Source organism: Streptomyces sp. NPDC059080 (genome assembly GCF_042739975.1).
GTDB lineage: Bacteria > Actinomycetota > Actinomycetes > Streptomycetales > Streptomycetaceae > Streptomyces > Streptomyces benahoarensis.
The window spans coordinates 22,654-40,740 of record NZ_JBHYGX010000035.1 but is presented as its reverse complement, the minus strand read 5'-3'; the positions used below and the strand labels follow the sequence as shown (position 1 = coordinate 40,740).

General features: G+C 72.7%; 17 protein-coding genes. 11 read left to right on the top strand and 6 right to left on the bottom strand.

What is annotated here, in order from left to right; genetic code table 11:
- Window positions 1–66: 66 nt before the first annotated feature.
- From ACFWWQ_RS23325 to ACFWWQ_RS23310, 4 genes are all read right to left on the bottom strand, one after another.
- A complete protein-coding gene (locus tag ACFWWQ_RS23325) occupies window positions 67–1,017 on the bottom strand; it encodes a cytochrome c oxidase assembly protein (RefSeq protein ID WP_384599314.1) in 951 nt (316 codons plus the stop codon).
- Window positions 1,018–1,133: 116 nt separating this feature from the next.
- Entirely contained in the window at window positions 1,134–2,159 is a 1,026-nt protein-coding gene (locus ACFWWQ_RS23320; RefSeq protein ID WP_384599311.1) for a 6-phosphofructokinase, read from the bottom strand.
- 166 nt (window positions 2,160–2,325) lie between these two features.
- A complete protein-coding gene (locus ACFWWQ_RS23315; protein WP_384599308.1) occupies window positions 2,326–3,054 on the bottom strand; it encodes a type 1 glutamine amidotransferase in 729 nt (242 codons plus the stop codon).
- 29 nt (window positions 3,055–3,083) lie between these two features.
- A complete protein-coding gene (locus ACFWWQ_RS23310; RefSeq protein WP_143940927.1) occupies window positions 3,084–4,322 on the bottom strand; it encodes a MurT ligase domain-containing protein in 1,239 nt (412 codons plus the stop codon).
- 191 nt (window positions 4,323–4,513) lie between these two features.
- Between ACFWWQ_RS23310 and def the strand changes: the two genes are divergently transcribed.
- Window positions 4,514–5,071, top strand: coding sequence for a peptide deformylase (def, locus tag ACFWWQ_RS23305; protein WP_384599304.1), 558 nt, complete (start codon window positions 4,514–4,516; stop codon window positions 5,069–5,071).
- A 10-nt stretch (window positions 5,072–5,081) separates the two neighbouring features.
- On the opposite strand, the gene ACFWWQ_RS23300 is transcribed toward def, so the two are convergent.
- Window positions 5,082–5,726: a TetR family transcriptional regulator gene (locus tag ACFWWQ_RS23300; RefSeq protein ID WP_384599301.1), complete on the bottom strand. Its 645-nt coding sequence runs from the start codon at window positions 5,724–5,726 to the stop codon at window positions 5,082–5,084.
- A gap of 162 nt (window positions 5,727–5,888) precedes the next feature.
- Here ACFWWQ_RS23300 and ACFWWQ_RS23295 point away from each other — a divergent pair, with 162 nt between their 5' ends.
- From ACFWWQ_RS23295 to ACFWWQ_RS23275, 5 genes are all read left to right on the top strand, one after another.
- Entirely contained in the window at window positions 5,889–7,115 is a 1,227-nt protein-coding gene (locus ACFWWQ_RS23295) for an acyl-CoA dehydrogenase family protein (protein ID WP_384599298.1), read from the top strand.
- 220 nt (window positions 7,116–7,335) lie between these two features.
- Window positions 7,336–7,563 (top strand): hypothetical protein, encoded by a 228-nt coding sequence (locus ACFWWQ_RS23290; protein ID WP_384599295.1) that lies wholly within the window; start codon window positions 7,336–7,338, stop codon window positions 7,561–7,563.
- A gap of 192 nt (window positions 7,564–7,755) precedes the next feature.
- Window positions 7,756–8,265, top strand: a complete 510-nt coding sequence (locus ACFWWQ_RS23285; RefSeq protein WP_384599292.1) for a methylated-DNA--[protein]-cysteine S-methyltransferase — start codon at window positions 7,756–7,758, stop codon at window positions 8,263–8,265.
- Between the two features lie 68 nt (window positions 8,266–8,333).
- Window positions 8,334–9,071 (top strand): 2OG-Fe(II) oxygenase, encoded by a 738-nt coding sequence (locus ACFWWQ_RS23280; RefSeq protein ID WP_384599289.1) that lies wholly within the window; start codon window positions 8,334–8,336, stop codon window positions 9,069–9,071.
- A gap of 725 nt (window positions 9,072–9,796) precedes the next feature.
- Window positions 9,797–12,130, top strand: coding sequence for an MFS transporter (locus ACFWWQ_RS23275; RefSeq protein ID WP_384599285.1), 2,334 nt, complete (start codon window positions 9,797–9,799; stop codon window positions 12,128–12,130).
- Window positions 12,131–12,220: 90 nt separating this feature from the next.
- Here ACFWWQ_RS23275 and ACFWWQ_RS23270 read toward each other — a convergent pair whose 3' ends face one another.
- Window positions 12,221–13,354, bottom strand: coding sequence for a PQQ-dependent sugar dehydrogenase (locus tag ACFWWQ_RS23270; protein WP_384599282.1), 1,134 nt, complete (start codon window positions 13,352–13,354; stop codon window positions 12,221–12,223).
- A 1,100-nt stretch (window positions 13,355–14,454) separates the two neighbouring features.
- Between ACFWWQ_RS23270 and pqqA the strand changes: the two genes are divergently transcribed.
- The 5 genes from pqqA to ACFWWQ_RS23245 all read left to right on the top strand — a co-directional run bounded on the left by pqqA (window position 14,455) and on the right by ACFWWQ_RS23245 (window position 17,943).
- Complete coding sequence (gene pqqA / locus ACFWWQ_RS23265) at window positions 14,455–14,637, top strand: pyrroloquinoline quinone precursor peptide PqqA (protein ID WP_384599279.1); 183 nt, start codon at window positions 14,455–14,457, stop codon at window positions 14,635–14,637.
- A gap of 264 nt (window positions 14,638–14,901) precedes the next feature.
- Window positions 14,902–15,660: a pyrroloquinoline-quinone synthase PqqC gene (gene pqqC, locus ACFWWQ_RS23260; protein ID WP_384599276.1), complete on the top strand. Its 759-nt coding sequence runs from the start codon at window positions 14,902–14,904 to the stop codon at window positions 15,658–15,660.
- Window positions 15,657–15,914, top strand: coding sequence for a pyrroloquinoline quinone biosynthesis peptide chaperone PqqD (gene pqqD, locus ACFWWQ_RS23255; protein WP_384599273.1), 258 nt, complete (start codon window positions 15,657–15,659; stop codon window positions 15,912–15,914). Before pqqC ends, pqqD begins: the two co-directional genes overlap by 4 nt.
- Window positions 15,911–17,116 carry a pyrroloquinoline quinone biosynthesis protein PqqE gene (gene pqqE / locus ACFWWQ_RS23250; RefSeq protein WP_384599270.1) on the top strand — a complete coding sequence of 402 codons (1,206 nt, stop codon included), beginning with the start codon at window positions 15,911–15,913 and terminating at the stop codon, window positions 17,114–17,116. The genes pqqD and pqqE overlap by 4 nt, the downstream gene beginning before the upstream one ends.
- Complete coding sequence (locus ACFWWQ_RS23245; RefSeq protein WP_384599267.1) at window positions 17,116–17,943, top strand: chitinase; 828 nt, start codon at window positions 17,116–17,118, stop codon at window positions 17,941–17,943. The genes pqqE and ACFWWQ_RS23245 overlap by 1 nt, the downstream gene beginning before the upstream one ends.
- Window positions 17,944–18,087 lie beyond the last annotated feature (144 nt).

Below are 18,087 nucleotides of genomic sequence, written 5' to 3'. Positions count from 1 at the left end.
GGGGGGCCGGTGTGTGGGTCACACACGCCCCGGCCCGCGGCCCGCGCCGCCATCCGTCCGCCCGCGTCAGCGACCGCGCGCGTTCAGCGACGCCAGATACGCGTTGTAATCCGCCAGGTCCTGATCGCCGTTGCGGTCCGCCGCCCGGTCCGCGCGCTGCGACTGCCGCGCCTCGGACCGGTACCACTGGTAAACCAGCGCGATCAGCACCACCACCGACGGGATCTCGCTGAACGCCCACGCGATGCCACCGGCCGCCATCTGGTCCGACAGCGGGTCGATGCCGAGCGAGGCCGGCGGGTGCAGATACGTGGCCACCATCGGCTCGGTGCCCATCATCAGCGCGATGCCGAAGAACGCGTGGAACGGCATGCCCGCGAACAGCTCCAGCATCCGCATCACATAGCCGGGCCGGTGCGGCCCCGGGTCCACGCCCATGATCGGCCAGAAGAACGCCAGGCCCACCGCGAGGAAGTGCACCATCATCGCGATGTGCCCCACCCGCGACCCCATCAGGAAGTCGAAGATCGGCGAGAAGTACAGCGCGTAGAGGCTCGCGATGAACAGCGGGATGGTGAACGCCGGATGCGAGATGATCCGCATATACCGGCTGTGCAACAGCGCCACCAGCAGCTCCCGCGGCCCCTTGCGGCCCCGCCCGGCGGCCGGGAGCGCGCGCAGCGCCAGCGTCACCGGCGCCCCGAGCAGCAGCAGGATCGGCGACAGCATGGAGATCACCATGTGCTGCACCATGTGCACGCTGAACATGACCATGCCGTAGTCGTTGAGCTGGGTGCACATCACCAGCGCGACGGTCAGGACGCCGATGACCCAGGCGACCGTCCGCCCCACCGGCCACGCGTCCCCGCGCCGCCGCAGCCGCGCCACCGCCCAGCCGTACAGCACCAGTGCCAGCAGGGAACCCACGAGAAAGAACGGATCACCGCCGAACTCCATCCCCCGTCCCAGCGTGAACGGCGGCAGATCCATCGTCATGCCGTGCCCGCTGTGATCCATCCGCCCGCTCCTGGTTCGTGCCGATACTCCGGCGACCAGACTAGAACCGCCCCCGGCGTCCGCCTCGGCCGGGGGCGGTTCACACGGCGCGCCTCACACCGGGGCGCGGCCGCCGGTCACAGCACGCACTCGGCCTCGGTGTACCGGTCGCCGGGCACCGTCTTCAGGGTCTCGACGGCCTCCGCCAGCGGCACCAGCGTGATGTCCGTCCCGCGCAGCGCCGTCATCATCCCGAACTCGCCGCGGTGCGCCGCCTCCACCGCATGCCACCCGAAGCGGGTCGCCAGCACCCGGTCGTACGCGGTCGGTGTCCCGCCGCGCTGGACATGCCCGAGGATCACCGGGCGGGCCTCCTTGCCGAGCCGGTGCTCCAGCTCCCGCGCCAGCTGCCGCGCCACCCCGGCGAACCGCTCGTGCCCGTACATGTCGGTGTCGCCGACCTCGAACCGCATCGACCCCTCACGCGGCTTCGCGCCCTCGGCCGCCACCACGATCGCGAACTTCTTGCCCGCCGCGAACCGCTCGCCGACCCGCTCCGCCAGCTCCTCGATGTCGAACGGCCGCTCCGGCACCACGATCGCGTGCGCGCCCGCGGCCATCCCCGAATGCAGCGCGATCCAGCCGGTGTGCCGCCCCATCACCTCGACGATCAGCACCCGCTGATGGGACTCGGCGGTCGTCTTGAGCCGGTCCAGCGCCTCCGTCGCCACGCCCACCGCGGTGTCGAAACCGAACGTCACATCGGTGACCGCGATGTCGTTGTCGATGGTCTTGGGTACGCCGACGATCGGCAGCCCGGCGTCCGACAGCAGCCGCGCCGCCTTCAGCGTGCCCTCGCCGCCGATCGGGATGATCGCGTCCAGACCCAGCTCCGCGACGTGCCCGCGGGCCCGCTCGACACCGTCGCGCAGATGCGCCGGCTGCACCCGGGACGAGCCGAGGATGGTGCCGCCCAGCGCCAGGATGCCGCCGACGGCATCGAGGTCGAGCCTGCGGTAATCACACTCCAGCAGGCCCTTCCAGCCGTCGTGGAAGCCGATGACCTCGTCGCCGTGGTCGGCCGTGGCGCGGTGGACGACGGAGCGGATGACGGCGTTCAGACCGGGGCAGTCGCCGCCGGAGGTGAGTACACCAATACGCATGCCAGAAACCCTCTGCAACTCAACCGGGGGCCCGGACCCCGTCGTCCGGTGGGACGGCGCTCACCCTACAAGCGTGGGGCCGCCGCGCACACGTACGCCCGCAGTGCGGGACTGCGGGCGTACGGGATCGGGCGTGGCCGCGCAGGGCGGGCCCGCGCGGTGGCCGTCAGGCGGTCTCGGTCGCGGCGGCGATCCGCTCCTGACGCAGCGCCTCGTACCACCGGTCGTCGGCCGGGGGCAGGGCGTTGACGTCCAGGGCCAGCTTCAGCAGCAGGTCCGCGATGTGCGGGTTACGCGCCATCACCGGACCGTGCATGTAGGTGCCGAAGACGGTGCCCTGCCAGGCGCCCTCGAAGCCGTCGCCGACGCCGTTGCCGTTGCCGAACCGGACCTTCGCGAACGGACGGGCCGTCGGCCCCAGGTGCGTGACGCCCTGGTGGTTCTCGAAACCGGTCAGCGGCGGCAGGTTGAGCCGCGGGTCGATGTCGGCGAGGACGTCACCGACGCACCGCTCCGCCTCGCCGCGGGTGCTCACCACGTCGAGGAGGCCCAGGCCCTGCTGCTGCGTGCCCTGGTCGTTGATGAACTCGTGACCGAGGATCTGGTAGCCGGCGCAGACCGAGAAGAGGATCGCGCCGTTGGAGGAGGCGCGGCTCAGACCGCCGTCGCGCAGCAGCCGCTCGGCCGCCAGCCGCTGCGGCCGGTCCTCACCGCCACCGATCAGGTAGATGTCACCGGAGGTGGGGACCGGTTGGTCGGACCGTACGTCGAGGCGCTGCACGTCCAGTCCGCGCTGCCGGGCCCGGCGCTCCACGACCAGCGCGTTGCCCTGGTCGCCGTAGGTGCTCAGCAGGTCCGGGTAGATCCACACCAGCCGCAGGCTGTTGTCGCTCATTCTCGCTCGTCCTTGTCTTTCCGACGCCGTCAATTGCCCACGCGCCGACGCAGGTCCTGGAAGGCCGTGTAGTTGGCGATGACCTCGATACGGCCGGGCGGCGCCATCTGCACCGCCTGGTCGAGGCTGTCGCAGACCTCGAAGTCGAGCCCCGCGACCTCCAGGCGGACCGCGAGGTCCAGCTTCCGGTCACCCAGCACGAACAGCGGGTGCCCGGCGAGGCGGGTGTAGTCGACGTCCCACAGCCAGGAGGTGTCGGTGCCGTCCGCGCCACGGGCGTTGACCGACATGATCACCGGGGTCGGCGGCGGGTCGATCAGCGAGAACGTCTCCAGCCACCCGGCCGGGTTCTTCGCCAGCAGCAGCCGCAGCTCCCGCTCCATGAACGACACCACGTCGTACCGGCCGGCGACCGCCTGCACGCTGTACATCCGCTCCAGCGCCACCTGCGGGGGCACGCCGAAGGCGGCGGCCACCGCGGCGGACGTCGTCGCGTTCGCCTTGTTGGCACGGCCGGGCAGCTGCAGCTTGATCGGCCAGGCGCTGCCGTGCGGGTCGAGGACGTAATCGCCCGACAGGGCCCAGCTCGGCGTCGGACGGCGGAAGCCGCACTCGCCGCAGAACCAGTTGTCATCGGGGCGCTGCATCACACCGCCGCAGGACGGGCACGACCAGGCGTCGTCCTTCCACTCCTGGCCGGCCGCAACCCACACCACGTTCGCCGACGAGGAGGCCGCCCACACGATGAGCGGGTCGTCGGCGTTGGCGATGATCAGCGCCTTGGAGCCGGACAGGCCCTCGCGCCAGTGCTCGGCCAGCATGCGGGTCTCCGCCGCGCGGTCGAGCTGGTCACGCGAGAGGTTCAGCAGCGCTATGGCCTTGGGCGTGACGTCCCGCGCCACCCCGGCGAGGTACTTCTCGTCGACCTCGATCACGCCGAACTTGGCGTCCGAGCCGCCCGCCAGCGCGGAGGTGATGCCCGCCGGCATGTTGGCGCCCAGCGCGTTGGAGACCACCGGGCCACCGGCTCGCAGCGCCTCGGCGATCAGCCGGGTCGTGGTCGTCTTGCCGTTGGTCGCGGAGACCAGCACGACATCCAGATGACGCGCCAGCCGGGCCAGCAGGTCGGGGTCGAGCTTGAGTGCCACCCGGCCGCCGATCACCGATCCGCTGCCGCGGCCCGCCGCGCGCGATACCGCCGCCGCGGCTCTGCCCGCCGTCACGGCCAGCTTGGCCCGCGGCGACAGCGGGTCCGTGTTGCCTGCCATCGTCCTTGATCCTCCTTGCATCCGGCGCCCGCCTGCCCTCCGGGCTGCCGGTGGAACGCCTCCTCCGCGGCCGAGGGACCGTCCGGAGGCTTCGGTCGGGGATCAGCCTATCGAGATCCGTGCCCGTGCCCGAACCCCGCCACCCCTTGCGATGTCATCCGGCGCCCCGGGGGGACCGTACGCTGGTCTCCATGCCGTCCCGCACCATTCCCGGCCGTACCGGGCACCCGCGCCCCCTCCGTCTGCTGGGCGATCCGGTCCTCGCGGCTCCCTGCCGGGAGGTGACGTCGTTCGACGGGGAGCTGTCCCGGCTGATCGAGGACATGTTCGCGACGATGTACGCGGCCCGGGGCGTGGGCCTGGCCGCCAACCAGATCGGCGTCCCGCTGCGGGTCTTCGTCTACGACTGCCCCGACGACGAGGACCGCCGCCACCTCGGCCACCTCGTCAACCCGCACCTGGCCGGGACGGACGGGCCGGTCATCCGCGGCCCCGAGGGCTGTCTCTCACTGCCCGGCATCGAGGCCGGTACCCCGCGCCACGACGAGGCCGTGGTGGAGGGCGTCGACCGGACCGGCGCACCGGTCCGGGTGACCGGCACCGGTTTCTTCGCCCGCTGCCTCCAGCACGAGTGCGACCACCTGGAGGGCGGTCTGTACGTGGACCGGCTCACCGGGCTGCGCCGCCGTCGCGCGCTGCGCGCCGCGGCGCGCGCCCCGTGGGCGAAGGAGGCGGCGGGCGCCTGCTGACGCCCGGGGATCAGAACCCCGGGCCGTCCGGCCGGTCCTCGATCGCGGCGAGCTGGCCCCACAGCAGATCCGTGAGGTGGGTCACCAACTGCTGCCGGGAGCAGGGGCGTTCGCGCAGCCACCAGTCCCCGGCGGCGTGCATCATGCCGACGATGCCGTGGCCCCAGACGCGGGCCTTCTCCTCGCCCGCCGGGCCGAGGTCGAGGCGTTCGCTGATCACCTCCGCCAGCTCCTCGCCGAGGCGGCGCAGCAGCGGGGCGGCGTGCCGTCCGACGTCGAATCCGGACTCGGCGGGAGCCGCCTCGTCGGCCGGGTGCATCAGGAAGCGGTAGACCTGCGGCCGGGTCTCGATGGCGAAGAGGTAGGTGTCGAGGGTGGCCTCGACCCGGTCGCGGCGCGGCACCGGGGAGGCCAGCGCCGCCCGCAGTCCGGCCAGTAGCCCGTCGGTGTGGCGCACCGCGAGGGCGCGGTAGAGGCCGCCCTTGTCACCGAAGTGGCGGTAGAGGATCGGTTTGGTGATCCCGGCCTCGGCGGCGATGGCGTTCATCGACGCCTCCGGGCCGTCGCGCAGGACGATCCGCTCGGCCGCCTCCAGCAGCTCCCGCCGCCGGTCCGCGGTCGCCTGTCGTCGGCCGTCGCGCCCGGTGCTCTCCATGGTCCTGCTCCCCACCCTTGCGAATCCGTGGTGCTCGCGCAACGTAACACCCGTGCTGCGTGGAGCTCTGGTCAGCGGGGGAGTTGACACGATTACTGGCGGGTAACAGACTCCTGTTACCGTAAGTAACGCCTGGATGTGGCGCGTACCGCTGGAGGGGACATGGCCGAGTTCATCATGGAGCTGAACGACGAGCAGAAGGAGGTCCGGGACTGGATCCACGGCTTCGCCGCGGAGGTCATGCGTCCCGCGGCCGCCGAGTGGGACGAGCGCGAGGAGACGCCCTGGCCGGTCATCCAGGAGGCCGCCAAGATCGGCATCTACTCGCTCGACTTCTACGCCCAGCAGTACTTCGACCCCACCGGCCTCGGCATCCCCATGGCGATGGAGGAGCTGTTCTGGGGCGACGCGGGCATCGCCCTGTCGATCGTCGGCACCGGCCTCGCCGCCGTCGGCGTCCTCGCCAACGGCACCGAGGAGCAGATCGGCACCTGGATACCGCAGATGTACGGCACCCCCGACGACGTCAAGGTCGCCGCCTTCTGCTCCTCCGAGCCCGACGCCGGGTCCGACGTCGCCGCCCTGCGCACCCGCGCCGTCTACGACGGGGCCAAGGACGAGTGGGTCCTCAACGGCACCAAGACCTGGGCGACCAACGGCGGCATCGCCAACGTCCACGTCGTCGTCGCCTCCGTCGCCCCGGCGCTCGGCTCCAAGGGGCACGCCTCCTTCATCGTGCCGCCGGACACCCCCGGCCTGTCCCAGGGGCAGAAGTTCCAGAAGCACGGCATCCGGGCCTCGCACACCGCCGAGGTCGTCCTGGAGGACGTCCGTATCCCCGGCAGCTGCCTGCTGGGCGGCAAGGAGAAGCTGGACGAGCGGCTGGCGCGTGCCCGTGAGCGCGCGAAGAGCGGTGGCGAGAGGGTCAAGAATGCCGCGATGGCCACCTTCGAGGCGTCCCGCCCGGCCGTCGGCGCGATGGCCGTCGGCACCGCCCGCGCCGCGTACGAGGAGGCTCTGGAGTACGCGAAGACCCGCGAGCAGTTCGGCCGCCCGATCATCGACAACCAGGGCGTCGCCTTCCAGCTCGCCGACATGCGTACGTCGATCGACGCGGCCCGGCTGCTGGTGTGGCGGGCCTCCTGGATGGCGGTCAACGGCAAGCCGTTCACGGCGGCCGAGGGGTCGCAGTCGAAGCTGTTCGCCAGCGAGACCGCCAAGAAGGTCACCGCCCAGGCCGTTCAGATCCTCGGCGGCAACGGCTTCACCCGGGAGTACCCGGTCGAGCGGATGCACCGCGACGCCGCGATCTACACGATCTTCGAGGGCACCAGCGAGATCCAGCGCCTGGTGATCGCCCGGACCCTCTCCGGGATGCCGATCCGCTGAACCCCTACGGGGCGCGCCGCCGCGGCCGCGCGCCCCGTACGGGCTCCGGCCGCCGGTACCCCGATGCCCGCGCCTCAGCCGCCCCGGCCGGTACCCCCCGTCCGGCCGGGCCTTCCCCGTACGGCCGGGCCTTCCCCGTACGGGCCGCCCGGTGCGCGGGACGGGGCGCCGCGGACCGGGCCGACATGCGAGGCCGCGGACCCCGTCGCAGTCTGGAGGCATGACCGCGCACCCGCCCGTCATCGTGCATCCGCCGTCGCCCTCCGGTGGGCGCCGTGTCACCGTGCACGGCCAGATCGTGGGTCTGGCCCACGGCCGCGGCGACGTCGCCGAGTTCCTGCGCCGCGCCGGACTCTGCGAACCGGCCGAGGACATCACGCTCGACGACCCCCGCCTCGTCGAATGGCGCGGCGGCGACCTGGACGACTGGCCGATCCCACCGGCCTGACCGGCGCCCCGCCCGCTCCCGGACGACAGCCCGGGAGCGGGCGGGGCGCGCCCCTGACGCCCGGCCTCCCCGTCGGCCCGGTGGCCGTCCCGGCCTCGCCGGAGGGCTGTGTCCGATTTCCGCCAGCGAGGCCCTCCGCCGTACCGCACAGTGGAGCGAGTACGGCCGAGAATCTCAGGAACGGACAGCCTCATGACCCACTACGCCACGTACGACAGCCCGCTGGGCGAACTCCTCCTGGTGGGCGAGGTGTCGGCGACGGCCGTCGGCGGCACCGCACTGACCGCCCTGTCCCTGCCCGGCCAGAAGGGCGGCGCCACCGTCCAGGACGGCTGGACCCACGACCCGTCGGCCTTCGCCGAGGTCACCCGCCAGCTCCGCGCCTACTTCGACGGTGAGCTCACCGACTTCACCCTCGAAATCGCCACCCCGGGCACGGAGTTCCGCCAACGCGTCTGGAAGGCCCTCGAAGCCATCCCGTACGGCACCACCACCAGCTACGGCAAGCTGACCGCCGAGATCGGCGCCGCCCCGGGCGCCGTCCGCGCCCTGGGAACCGCCATCGGCGCCAACCCGGTGCTCATCGTCCGGCCCTGCCACCGCGTGATCGGTGCCGACGGCTCCCTCTCCGGTTACGCGGCCGGACCCGCGCGCAAGGAGCGGCTGCTCCGCCTGGAGAACGCCCTGCCCCACACCGCGTGACCACCGGCGCGCCCCGCCCGTGACCGGGGCGCGCCACGGCCCCCGACCTGTCCCGACCGGAGCCCCGTATGTCCACGACCACCGTCCGTCACCCCGACCGCTCCGGCCTCGCGGCACGCGTCGCCGCCACGGACCCGCGGGACCTCGCCGCGGAACTCGACGCCCTTGGCTGCGCGATGACGCCGCGCCTGCTCACCCCGGCGGAGTGCCGCGACCTCATCGCCCTGTACGACCGGGCCGAACTCTTCCGCTCCACCGTGGACATGGCCCGCCACCGCTTCGGGTCCGGTCAGTACCGCTACTTCGCCCATCCGCTGCCCGAGCCGGTCCGCCAACTGCGCGCCGCGCTCTACCCGCTGCTGCTGCCCGTCGCCCGCGACTGGGCCGACCGGCTCGGCCGCCCCGCCCCCTGGCCCGACACCCTCGACGAATGGCTGGAGCGGTGCCACGCCGCAGGTCAGGACAGGTCCTCCCAGATCCTGCTGCGCTACGGCCCCGGCGACTGGAACGCCCTCCACCGCGACCTCTTCGGCGACATGGTCTTCCCGCTCCAGGTCGTCATCGGCCTCGACGTCCCCGGGGACGACTACACCGGAGGCGAATTCCTCCTCGTCGAGCAGCGCCCGCGCGCCCAGTCGCGTGGCACGACGACCGTCCTGGAACAGGGCCACGGCCTCGTCTTCACCACCCGCGACCGCCCGGTGCGCTCCGCCCGCGGCTGGTCGGCGGGGCAGATCCGCCACGGCGTCAGCACCGTACGGTCCGGCCGCCGGCACTCCCTCGGGATCGTCTTCCACGACGCCTGAGCGCGGCGGACGGCGGGCAGGGCCGAGGAGCCCGGCCCCTCCTCACGTCCTGACGGGGGAGCGCCCTTCGCCCGGCGCCGCTCGCGGGCCAACCCGTTGTCAGTGGTGTGCGGTTGACTGGTAACCGTGGTCGGACGGATCACGGTCGCCGTGGCCCGGATCCTGTCCGGCCGCCGGTGAGCCGGGTCCGCGCCCGGCCGCGCCGCCGGCCGCCCGGCCGGAGTCAGCAGGGAATACGGCACCGGGGGAGGGCCGATGACGGACGGAAATCTGACAGCGGGCAGCGGAGTGATCCAGATCACCCGTATCTCGCGGGACGGACGAGATCGCGCCGGAATACGACCGCGACGTACAACGTTCGGTATGCACGTACCTGGCCCGCCATCCGGCATACCGACACCCTGATTCCGCCCCTCGAAGCCACCGCCGCGCCAACACCCTTACTCCGCACGCACGTTGACCGCCAAGCGCGGCGACCATCCGCCACCCCGTTCCCGGCGTACGCAACCGGTCCCGGACCGCGCCGGCCCGTGGGCTCCGCCGCGCGCCGGAACCCGTGAGGCACCGCGCGGACACCGAACCGCCCACTGGGCACGGCCGCGTACGACGACCGCTGCCCGGCGGCGCCACCCGCCGTGCCCGAGACCGGCCCGAACCGTCCGACCGCAGCAGGCCGGACGGACCAGATCCGTATCCGCTCCACTCTCCGCCCGGAGGCCGCAGGCATGACCCAGACGACGACGGAACAGCCGCCCCGGAGCGCGCCGCCCGCCACCGCGCTCCCGGTGCCCGACCCCGGAAAGGAGCGGAGAACCGGCGGCATCGTCCCCGTCCTCGCCTTCTGCGGCATCGTCGTCGCCGTGATGCAGACGCTGCTCGTGCCGGTCATCAAGGACCTGCCGACGCTGCTGGGCACGGCGCCGAGCAACGCCACCTGGGTCATGACCGCCACCCTCCTCTCCGGGGCCGTCGCGACGCCCATCACGGGGCGCCTCGGCGACCTCTCCGGCAAGCGCCGGATGCTCCTCGCCAGCCTCGGCATCATGATCATCGGCTCGCTGATCTGCGGCTTCACCGACAACCTGGTCGTCATGATCGTCGGCCGGGCGCTCCAGGGCTTCGCCATGGGCGCCATACCGCTCGGCATCGGCATCATGCGCGACGAACTCCCCAAGGAACGCCTCGGTTCGGCGATGGCCCTGATGAGTTCGTCCATCGGCGTCGGCGGCGGCCTCGCCCTGCCCGTCGCCGCCCTCGTGGCTCAGCACGCCGACTGGCACGCCCTGTTCTTCCTCGCCGCCGCACTCGGCGTCCTGTCGATGCTGCTGACCGTGCTCGTCGTCCCCGAGACCTCCGCGCGGGCGCCCGGCCGCTTCGACCTGCTCGGCGCCCTCGGCCTCTCCGCCGGGCTGATCGCGCTGCTCCTGCCGATCACCAAGGGCGGCGACTGGGGCTGGGGTTCGCCCACCACCCTCGGGCTGTTCGGCCTCGCCGCGCTGATCCTGGTGCTGTGGGGCGTGATGGAACTCCGTCGCGCCGACCCGCTCGTCGACCTGCGTACCAGCGCCCGCCGCGAGGTTCTCCTCACCAACCTGGCGTCCATCACCGTCGGCGTCGCGTTCTACGCCATCTCCCTGGTGCTGCCCCAGGTGCTCCAGCTGCCGACGTCCACCGGCTACGGCCTCGGCCGGTCGATGGTGGTCGCCGGGCTGTGCGTGGCGCCGCTCGGCCTGACGATGATGCTGGTCGCCCCGGTCTACGCCCGCCTCGCCGCCCGCCGCGGCCCGAAGGTCACGCTGCTCCTGGGGATGCTGATCATCGGCGTCGGCTACGGCGCCGGAATCGGCCTGATGAACGCCCCCTGGCAGACCGTCATCATCGCGGTGGTCGTGGGTGCGGGTATCGGCCTGGCGTACTCCTCGCTGCCCGCCCTGATCATCGGCGCCGTCGACCCGTCGGAGACCGGCGCCGCCAACGGGCTGAACACCCTGATGCGCTCGATCGGCACCTCCGTGTCGAGCGCCGTCATCGGCATGGTCCTGGCCCATATGTCCACCACCAGGGGGCCGGTCACCTACCCGACGATGGCCGGGTTCCGGGTCTCCTTCATGATCGCCACGGGCGCGGTGCTCCTCGGCGTCGTCTTTGCCGCGTTCCTGCCCTCCCAGCGCCGCACCGCCCGCCCCACCCTCGTCGCCGGGAACACCGGCGGGGAGACGGAGACGAACGGTTCCCGCGCCGCCGCGCCCGCCGAAGGCCGGGCCGACGTGGCCGGTCAGGCCGGTGTGCGGGGCGGGATCCGGGCCGCGTCCGGTGCGCCCGTGACGGGGGCGAGCGTCACCCTCATCGACCGGCGGGGCCGCCAGGCCGGTGTCACCACCACCGACGCCGGGGGACGCTTCGCCCTCCCGGCCCCGGGCGCGGGCACGTACGTCCTCACCGGCGCCGCCCCCGGCCACACCCCGCACGCTCTCGCGCTCACCTGCGGCGCCGACGGCGCCCCCGTGGACGTACTGCTGACACTGACCGGCGCCGCGCGGCTCGCCGGGACGCTGTCCGGCGGGGCGCGGGGCGCCGCGCTCGCCGGGGGCGGGGTCGTCGTCACCGATGCGGACGGCGAGGTGGTGGGCCGGGCGGTCACCGGCGCCGACGGCCGCTGGATGATCCGCGAACTGCCCTGCACCGTCTGCACGGTGGCCTTCAGTGCCCCCGGTCACCGGCCCGAGGCCCGCACCGTCGATCTGGCGGGCACCTCCGGGGCCACCGGATGCGAAGAGGTCCGGCTGCGGCCGGTGGCCTCGGTGCGCGGCACGGTCCGGGGCCCCGGCGGTGCGCCGCTCGCCGACGCCGCCGTGACGGTACTGACGGACGGCACGGTCGCCGGACACGCCGTCACCGGTCCCGACGGCGGCTTCGCCTTCGACGGCCTGGCCGGCAGCCACCTGACGCTCACCGCGTCCGGCTACCCGCCCCGCGCCACCCCCATATCCCTCACCGCGGGCAGCCACCGGACGCTCGACGTGGACCTCGTCCAGCCGTCGTCGGACGAGGCCGGCTGAGGCGGGCGGCGATTCCGTACGGGGGGCGGCCGTCCACCCGGGGCCGAGCCGCGAGGGCTTGGCCCCGGGTGCGGGAGCCCCACGCCGCGCTCACTTCAGGTCGATCCGGAAAACCTTGTCCGAACCGGCGCCGCCGTCACCGTTGTTGTCGGCGTTCGTCGTCGTCAGCCACAGCGCCTTCTTGCCGGGTACGGCCTCGACGGTGCGCAGTCGCCCGTAGTCCTTGGTGTAGTACGCCTTGGGTGTACCGGCGGTGGTGCCGTCGACGGGGATGCGCCAGAGCCGCTGGCCGCGCAGCGCCGCCATGTAGAGCGCGCCGTCCGCGTAGGTGACGGCGCTGGGGGAGGCGTCCTTCACCGGCCACTGTCGCTTCGGGTTGGTCATCCCGTCGTCCGAGCAGGTGCCCTCGCAGAGGGGCCAGCCGTAGTTCTTGCCCGACTCGATGAGGTTCAGCTCGTCGTACTTGGCGTTGCCGAACTCCGCCTCCCACAGGTGGCCCTGGGCATCCCAGGTGAGGCCCTGCGGATTGCGGTGGCCGTAGGAGTAGACGAGGTTGCCGAACGGGTTGCCCGGCGCCGGTTTGCCGTCGGGCGTCATCCGCAGGATCTTGCCGTTGAGGGACTTCTTGTCCTGCGCGAGATCGGGGGTCTGGGCCTCGCCCGTGGTGGCGTAGAGCAGGCCGTCGGGGCCGAACTTGATGCGGCCGCCGTTGTGGTAGGTGTTCTTCTTGATCCCCTTGACCAGCACGGTGTAGTCGCTGAGCTTGCCGTCCTGGTAGGTGAGGCGGGCGATGCGGTTGCCCTCCTTGGCGGTGTGCATCACGAAGACATGGTGGTCGCTCTTCCACTTCGGCGACACCGCGATGCTCAGCAGACCGCCCTCACCACCGGTGGTCACCACCTCGGGGACCTTGCCGACCTCCTTCTTCTTGCCGTCCTGGGTGAGGCTGAAGACCTTGAAGGTGTCCCGCTCCGTCAGCAGCGCGGACCCGTCGGGGAGCCAGCTCAGTCCCCAGGGGATGGACCAGCCCTCCGAAACGGTCACGGGCTTGCCGGGCGCCGAATCGGCCACGGCGGCGGTGCCGTTGGCCCCCGCCGGATGTGCGGGACCCGCCGTGGCCGGTCCGGCCGTACCGGCGCCGAGCAGCAGCCCGGCGGCCAGGGCGTACGCACCGAGGCTGGGAAGCGAGAGGCGATGGGTGGGGAAGGGGCTGCGCTTGCGCATGGGGGGCCTCCGGTCAGGAAGGTGCGGCAGGACATAGCCGGGGGAGCGGTGGAACGGGGCGGTGCGTGCCGGGACGTGACGGTGCGTGCCGGAGCAGGGCGGGCGCCCTTGGCCGGCCGGATCGGTGGCCACCGGCCGGGGCGCCCACCGCTCACACCGGCCACCGCCCACAGCAACTGAGTGCGGATCACCGTCACCCCGTCCGGGCGCGGGGCCGACGGCGAGCCGCCAAGAGCTAAGACGGCGGGCCGCCAAGAGCTGATAGGAAAGTTTCCTGTTTGTTGACTGCCCGGGAACCTACTGCGGGCCCCGGGCACCGTCAAGAGATCTGGCAAGGGCGCGAGAGGCGCGGGAGCGCGCCCACGGCACCCCGCGATGCACCCGCCCAGCACGCCATCCGCCGCCTCACCAGGCACGCTCGCCGAGCCCGGCACCTGCGGCGGACGGGCTCCGCACCTGCGGCGGAGGCCGACACCTGCGACGGAGGCCGCCCGGCGCCTGCGGTCGAGCCCGCCCGCCGCGCACGCACCCGCCCGGCTCCGCCTCACCCACCGGGCGCCGCCGGAACCAACCTCCCGGCACCACACGCCCCCCGAGTACAGCAACTCGCCCCGAACCCCGACGGGTTGCCGCATACCCCCGCCGTCCCCTGGGAACATCCCATCCGCCCGGCGGCTTCAGCCTCCGCGCCGACGGATGTCGCGCCCCACCCCGAAAACCGAATTCCCGCCCGATCCGCACCGCGGACAAGCCGCCCCACCAGGCACGCTGCCCATCAGAGAGGGAAGGGGGCAGCGTCCCATGAGGAAATGGACCGGACCGATGCTCTCCCGCCCCATTGACTCCGGCGCTCGTGGGCGGTGATTCTGCGAGGCGGTACGGAGCGTCACGGCGTGGCAGGTGCACCGGGCATGCACCGGCCGCCCGGGACGGTGGCGTACCGAAGGCTGTCACGTCACAACTCTCAAAAAATCAAAGGGAGTTGACGGAATCCGGGACGTCGGCGCCGTGGCCGGTGCGGGCGGTGCCCGGGGCGTGCGGCCGCCGTGTCCGAAACTCTCCGTTCCCACCACCTGTCACAGCGAAGGGCGGAACCCCCCATGACCAGCCTGCAGACCGTACGCACCCCGCACACGACGGACATCCCGTCCGCCGAGACCCCGGCGGCCGCACCCCGTCCGCACGGCGTCGCCGCCCGGCCCGCGACCACCTGGGCCACCCCCGGCTACACCGTGATCGACACCGCGCTCGAAGTCACCGCGTACCGCCTCGCCGACCGCTGACCCACCGACCGCACACGCCGCTGACCGGCCCGAATGTCGTGCACCGCCACGGGGCGCACCCGTAGCCGGGCCGACGGCCGCGTACACCGGCGCCGCGGCGCGTGCCCCGGCCCGGCCGGGCGCGCGCCCACCGGGAACGCCCCCACACCTTTCTCACCCCCCACCAACCCCGCACACCGCCACCCGCGCATCCCGGCGCGCGGCGCCCCACCCGGGCGCCGTCGTGCGGGAGCGCGCCGCGGCGGAAGGGATGGAGATCGCGCCATGAACGGCCTGCAGGGAGATCCGACCCCCGACCACGGTGTCCGCCCGGCGGCCCGGGCCTCCTTCGAGGAACGCCTGCGCACCGTCGCACGCGAGCACTACCACGACCGCCATCCCTTCAACATCCGAATGCATGAAGGAGAGTTGACACCGGACGAGCTGTGCCGCTGGATCCGTAACCGGTTCCACTACCAGCGCCACATCCCCGTCAAGGACGCTCTGATCACCGCGAAACTCGGCACGCCCGAGCTGCGCCGCATGTGGCTGCGCCGGATCCGCGACCACGACGGCGACCGCGAGGGCGAGGGCGGCATCGAGCGCTGGCTGCGGCTCGGCGAGGCCGCCGGAATCGACCGCGCCGTCCTGCTGGACGAGTCCGGAGTGCTGCCCGGCGTACGCCTCGCCGTCGAGGGCTATGTGAACTTCTGCCGGTTGCGTTCCCCGCTGGAGGCGGTCGCCGCCTCTCTCACCGAACTGTCCGCCCCGGACATCATGCGCACCCGTATCGGCGCCTTCGAACGCCACTACCCCTGGATCGAGCGGGACGGCCTGACCTACTTCCACGACCGGCAGGGGCAGGGCAGCCGCGACAGCAAGGAAGCCCTCGCCCTCGTCCTTGACGGCGCCCGGACCGAGGCGGAACAGGACCGCGCCGTCGCCGCCCTCACCTTCAAATGCGAGGTGCTCTGGTCCCTCCTCGACGCCGTCGAACGCGGTGGCCGCCCGCCCGCCGCCGGCCCGGCCGGAGCGCGGGCATGACCACCTGGCGCCCCGGCCCGGCCCCCGGCGTCCTCCTCCGCGCCGACCGGGTCCGCGGCGTCGACCTGCTGCTTCTCCCCGAACGCGTCGTGGTGCTGGAGGGCTCGGCGGGCGAGGTGCTGCGGCTCTGCGACGGCACCCGCGACGTCCCGCAGATCGTGCGGGAGCTGACCGCTCGCCACCCCGACGCGCCCGTCGCCGACGAGGTCCCCGCCTTCCTCGACCGCGTACGGAAGGAGGGCTGGCTGCGATGACCACCCTGCCCGCCTCGGACGCCGCCCCGCCCGCCTCGGACGCCGCTCCGCCCGCTCCCGACGCCGGGCCCACTCGGGCCCCCGGCCCCGTACCGCCGCCGCCCTGGGCGCTCCTCGCCGAGCTGACCCACGCCTGCCCGCTGCACTGCACCTACTGCTCCAACCCCATCGAACTCACCGGCCGCAGCGCGGAGTTGACGCTCACGGAGTGGCAGGACACCTTCCGGCAGGCCGCCGACCTCGGCGTGGTCAGCGCCCATCTCTCCGGCGGTGAGCCGCTGCTCCGCCCGGACCTCGCCGACCTTGTCGCCGCGGCCGACGGAGCGGGCATCCACACCCAGCTGATCACCAGCGGCGTCGGCCTGACCCGCGAGCGGCTGGCCGCCCTCACCGACGCCGGGCTGCGCAGCGTCCAGCTCTCCGTCCAGCACGCCGACGCGGCGGCCGGGGACCGGATCGCCGGGCGGCGCCGCGCCCACGCCGCGAAGGAACACGCCGCCACCCTCGTCACCGACGCCGGGCTGCCGCTCGGCCTCAACGTCGTCCTGCACCGTCACAACCTCGCCGCCCTCGACGCGCTGATCGACCTCGCCCCCGCCTGGGGCGCCGGACGCATCGAACTCGCCAATACACAGTTCTATGGCTGGGCCCTCCTCAACAAGGCCGAACTGCTGCCCACCCGCGCACAGTTGGCCGAGGCGGAGGAGACCGTACGACGCCGGCGGCGGGAGCTCGACGGCCGGGTCGAGGTGATCTGGGTCGTCCCCGATCACTTCGACGGCACCGCCAAACCCTGCATGGGCGGCTGGGGCGCGGTCTCCCTCACCGTCACCCCCGACGGCACGGTCCTGCCCTGCCCGGCGGCCGCCGCCCTCCCCGGGCTCGACCCGCCCGGCATCCGTGATCATCCGCTGCGCTGGATCTGGGAGCGCTCCCCGGCGTTCGCCCGCTACCGCGGCACCGACTGGATGCGCGAGCCCTGCCGCAGCTGCGCGCTGCGCGAGCGGGACTTCGGCGGCTGCCGCTGCCAGGCGTACGCCCTCACCGGGGACGCCGCCGCCACCGACCCGGCGTGCCGCCACTCCCCGCACCACACCGTCATCCGCGACCTGGTGGACGCACCCGCGCCACCGTCCCACGCGCTGGGCCACCCCCGGCGACCCGTCCGTCCGTCCCCGTCCCGCAGAGTGGAGAACTCCTGATGGATCGCGCCACGTCCCCCACCCAGTGGTTCACCCTCGCCTTCATCCTCTCCGACGGCGGCTGCAACCCCGCCTGGGACGGCGAACGGCCGCTGACCGGCGGCAGCGACGCCAAGGCCATCGACACGATCCGTGCCAACGGCGGCGACATCGTCATCTCGGCCGGCGGCTGGAGCGGCAACAAGCTCGGCGAGAAGTGCGACAGCGCCGACGCCCTGGCCGGCGTCTACCAGAAGGTCATCGACGCGTACCACCTCAAGGCCCTCGACATCGACATCGAGGACACCGAGATGAGCGACGCCACCGTCCGGCAGCGCGTCGTCGACGCCCTGAAGAAGGTCAAGGACGCCAACCAGGGGCTCGTCACCTACGTCACCATGGGCACCACGCCCGAGGGCCCGACCGGCGACGGCGAGGACCTCATCCGCCGCGGCGCCAAGGAGGGGCTGGACAACGACGGCTGGGTGGTCATGCCGTTCGACTTCGGCAGCCACAGCGGCACCATGGGCGAGGCCACCGTCAGTGCCCTGGACGGGCTCGCCGCCGACGTCAAAGACACCTACGGCTACAGCCAGGACGACGCCTACCGCAGGATCGGCGTCTCCTCCATGAACGGCCACACCGACGAGGCCGACGAGAACGTCACCCTCGACGACTTCGGGACCATCCTCGACTACGCCCGCACCCACCACCTCGCCCGCTTCGCCTACTGGGCCGTCAACCGCGACCGGTCCTGCGGCTCCGGCGGAGACGACGGCGACAGCTGCAGCGGCGTCGACCAGGAGCCCTACGCGTACACCAAGATCGTGGCGCAGTACGAGGGCTGACACAGCAGGGAGGAAAGCAGGGAGGAAAGCAGGGAGGAACGGAACGGCGGGCCCCCCACGCAAAACAGGGAGCACACACCAAACTGGTAGTGGAGGTTTTTTATATATGTTGAGTGTAGTTGTGTGGACCCCAAAACCCAAAAA

What these genes read in the sequence shown, in the direction of transcription:
- ACFWWQ_RS23275 (WP_384599285.1), top strand. Translation starts at nt 9,797, where the DNA reads ATGACCCAGACGACGACGGAACAGCCGCCCCGGAGCGCGCCGCCCGCC.
- ACFWWQ_RS23280 (WP_384599289.1), top strand. Translation starts at nt 8,334, where the DNA reads ATGTCCACGACCACCGTCCGTCACCCCGACCGCTCCGGCCTCGCGGCA.
- ACFWWQ_RS23290 (WP_384599295.1), top strand. Translation starts at nt 7,336, where the DNA reads ATGACCGCGCACCCGCCCGTCATCGTGCATCCGCCGTCGCCCTCCGGT.
- ACFWWQ_RS23325 (WP_384599314.1), bottom strand. Translation starts at nt 1,017, where the DNA reads ATGGATCACAGCGGGCACGGCATGACGATGGATCTGCCGCCGTTCACG.
- ACFWWQ_RS23300 (WP_384599301.1), bottom strand. Translation starts at nt 5,726, where the DNA reads ATGGAGAGCACCGGGCGCGACGGCCGACGACAGGCGACCGCGGACCGG.
- pqqE (WP_384599270.1), top strand. Translation starts at nt 15,911, where the DNA reads ATGACCACCCTGCCCGCCTCGGACGCCGCCCCGCCCGCCTCGGACGCC.
- ACFWWQ_RS23310 (WP_143940927.1), bottom strand. Translation starts at nt 4,322, where the DNA reads ATGGCAGGCAACACGGACCCGCTGTCGCCGCGGGCCAAGCTGGCCGTG.
- ACFWWQ_RS23320 (WP_384599311.1), bottom strand. Translation starts at nt 2,159, where the DNA reads ATGCGTATTGGTGTACTCACCTCCGGCGGCGACTGCCCCGGTCTGAAC.
- ACFWWQ_RS23295 (WP_384599298.1), top strand. Translation starts at nt 5,889, where the DNA reads ATGGCCGAGTTCATCATGGAGCTGAACGACGAGCAGAAGGAGGTCCGG.
- pqqD (WP_384599273.1), top strand. Translation starts at nt 15,657, where the DNA reads ATGACCACCTGGCGCCCCGGCCCGGCCCCCGGCGTCCTCCTCCGCGCC.
- ACFWWQ_RS23270 (WP_384599282.1), bottom strand. Translation starts at nt 13,354, where the DNA reads ATGCGCAAGCGCAGCCCCTTCCCCACCCATCGCCTCTCGCTTCCCAGC.
- pqqC (WP_384599276.1), top strand. Translation starts at nt 14,902, where the DNA reads ATGAACGGCCTGCAGGGAGATCCGACCCCCGACCACGGTGTCCGCCCG.
- def (WP_384599304.1), top strand. Translation starts at nt 4,514, where the DNA reads ATGCCGTCCCGCACCATTCCCGGCCGTACCGGGCACCCGCGCCCCCTC.
- ACFWWQ_RS23285 (WP_384599292.1), top strand. Translation starts at nt 7,756, where the DNA reads ATGACCCACTACGCCACGTACGACAGCCCGCTGGGCGAACTCCTCCTG.
- ACFWWQ_RS23245 (WP_384599267.1), top strand. Translation starts at nt 17,116, where the DNA reads ATGGATCGCGCCACGTCCCCCACCCAGTGGTTCACCCTCGCCTTCATC.
- ACFWWQ_RS23315 (WP_384599308.1), bottom strand. Translation starts at nt 3,054, where the DNA reads ATGAGCGACAACAGCCTGCGGCTGGTGTGGATCTACCCGGACCTGCTG.
- pqqA (WP_384599279.1), top strand. Translation starts at nt 14,455, where the DNA reads ATGACCAGCCTGCAGACCGTACGCACCCCGCACACGACGGACATCCCG.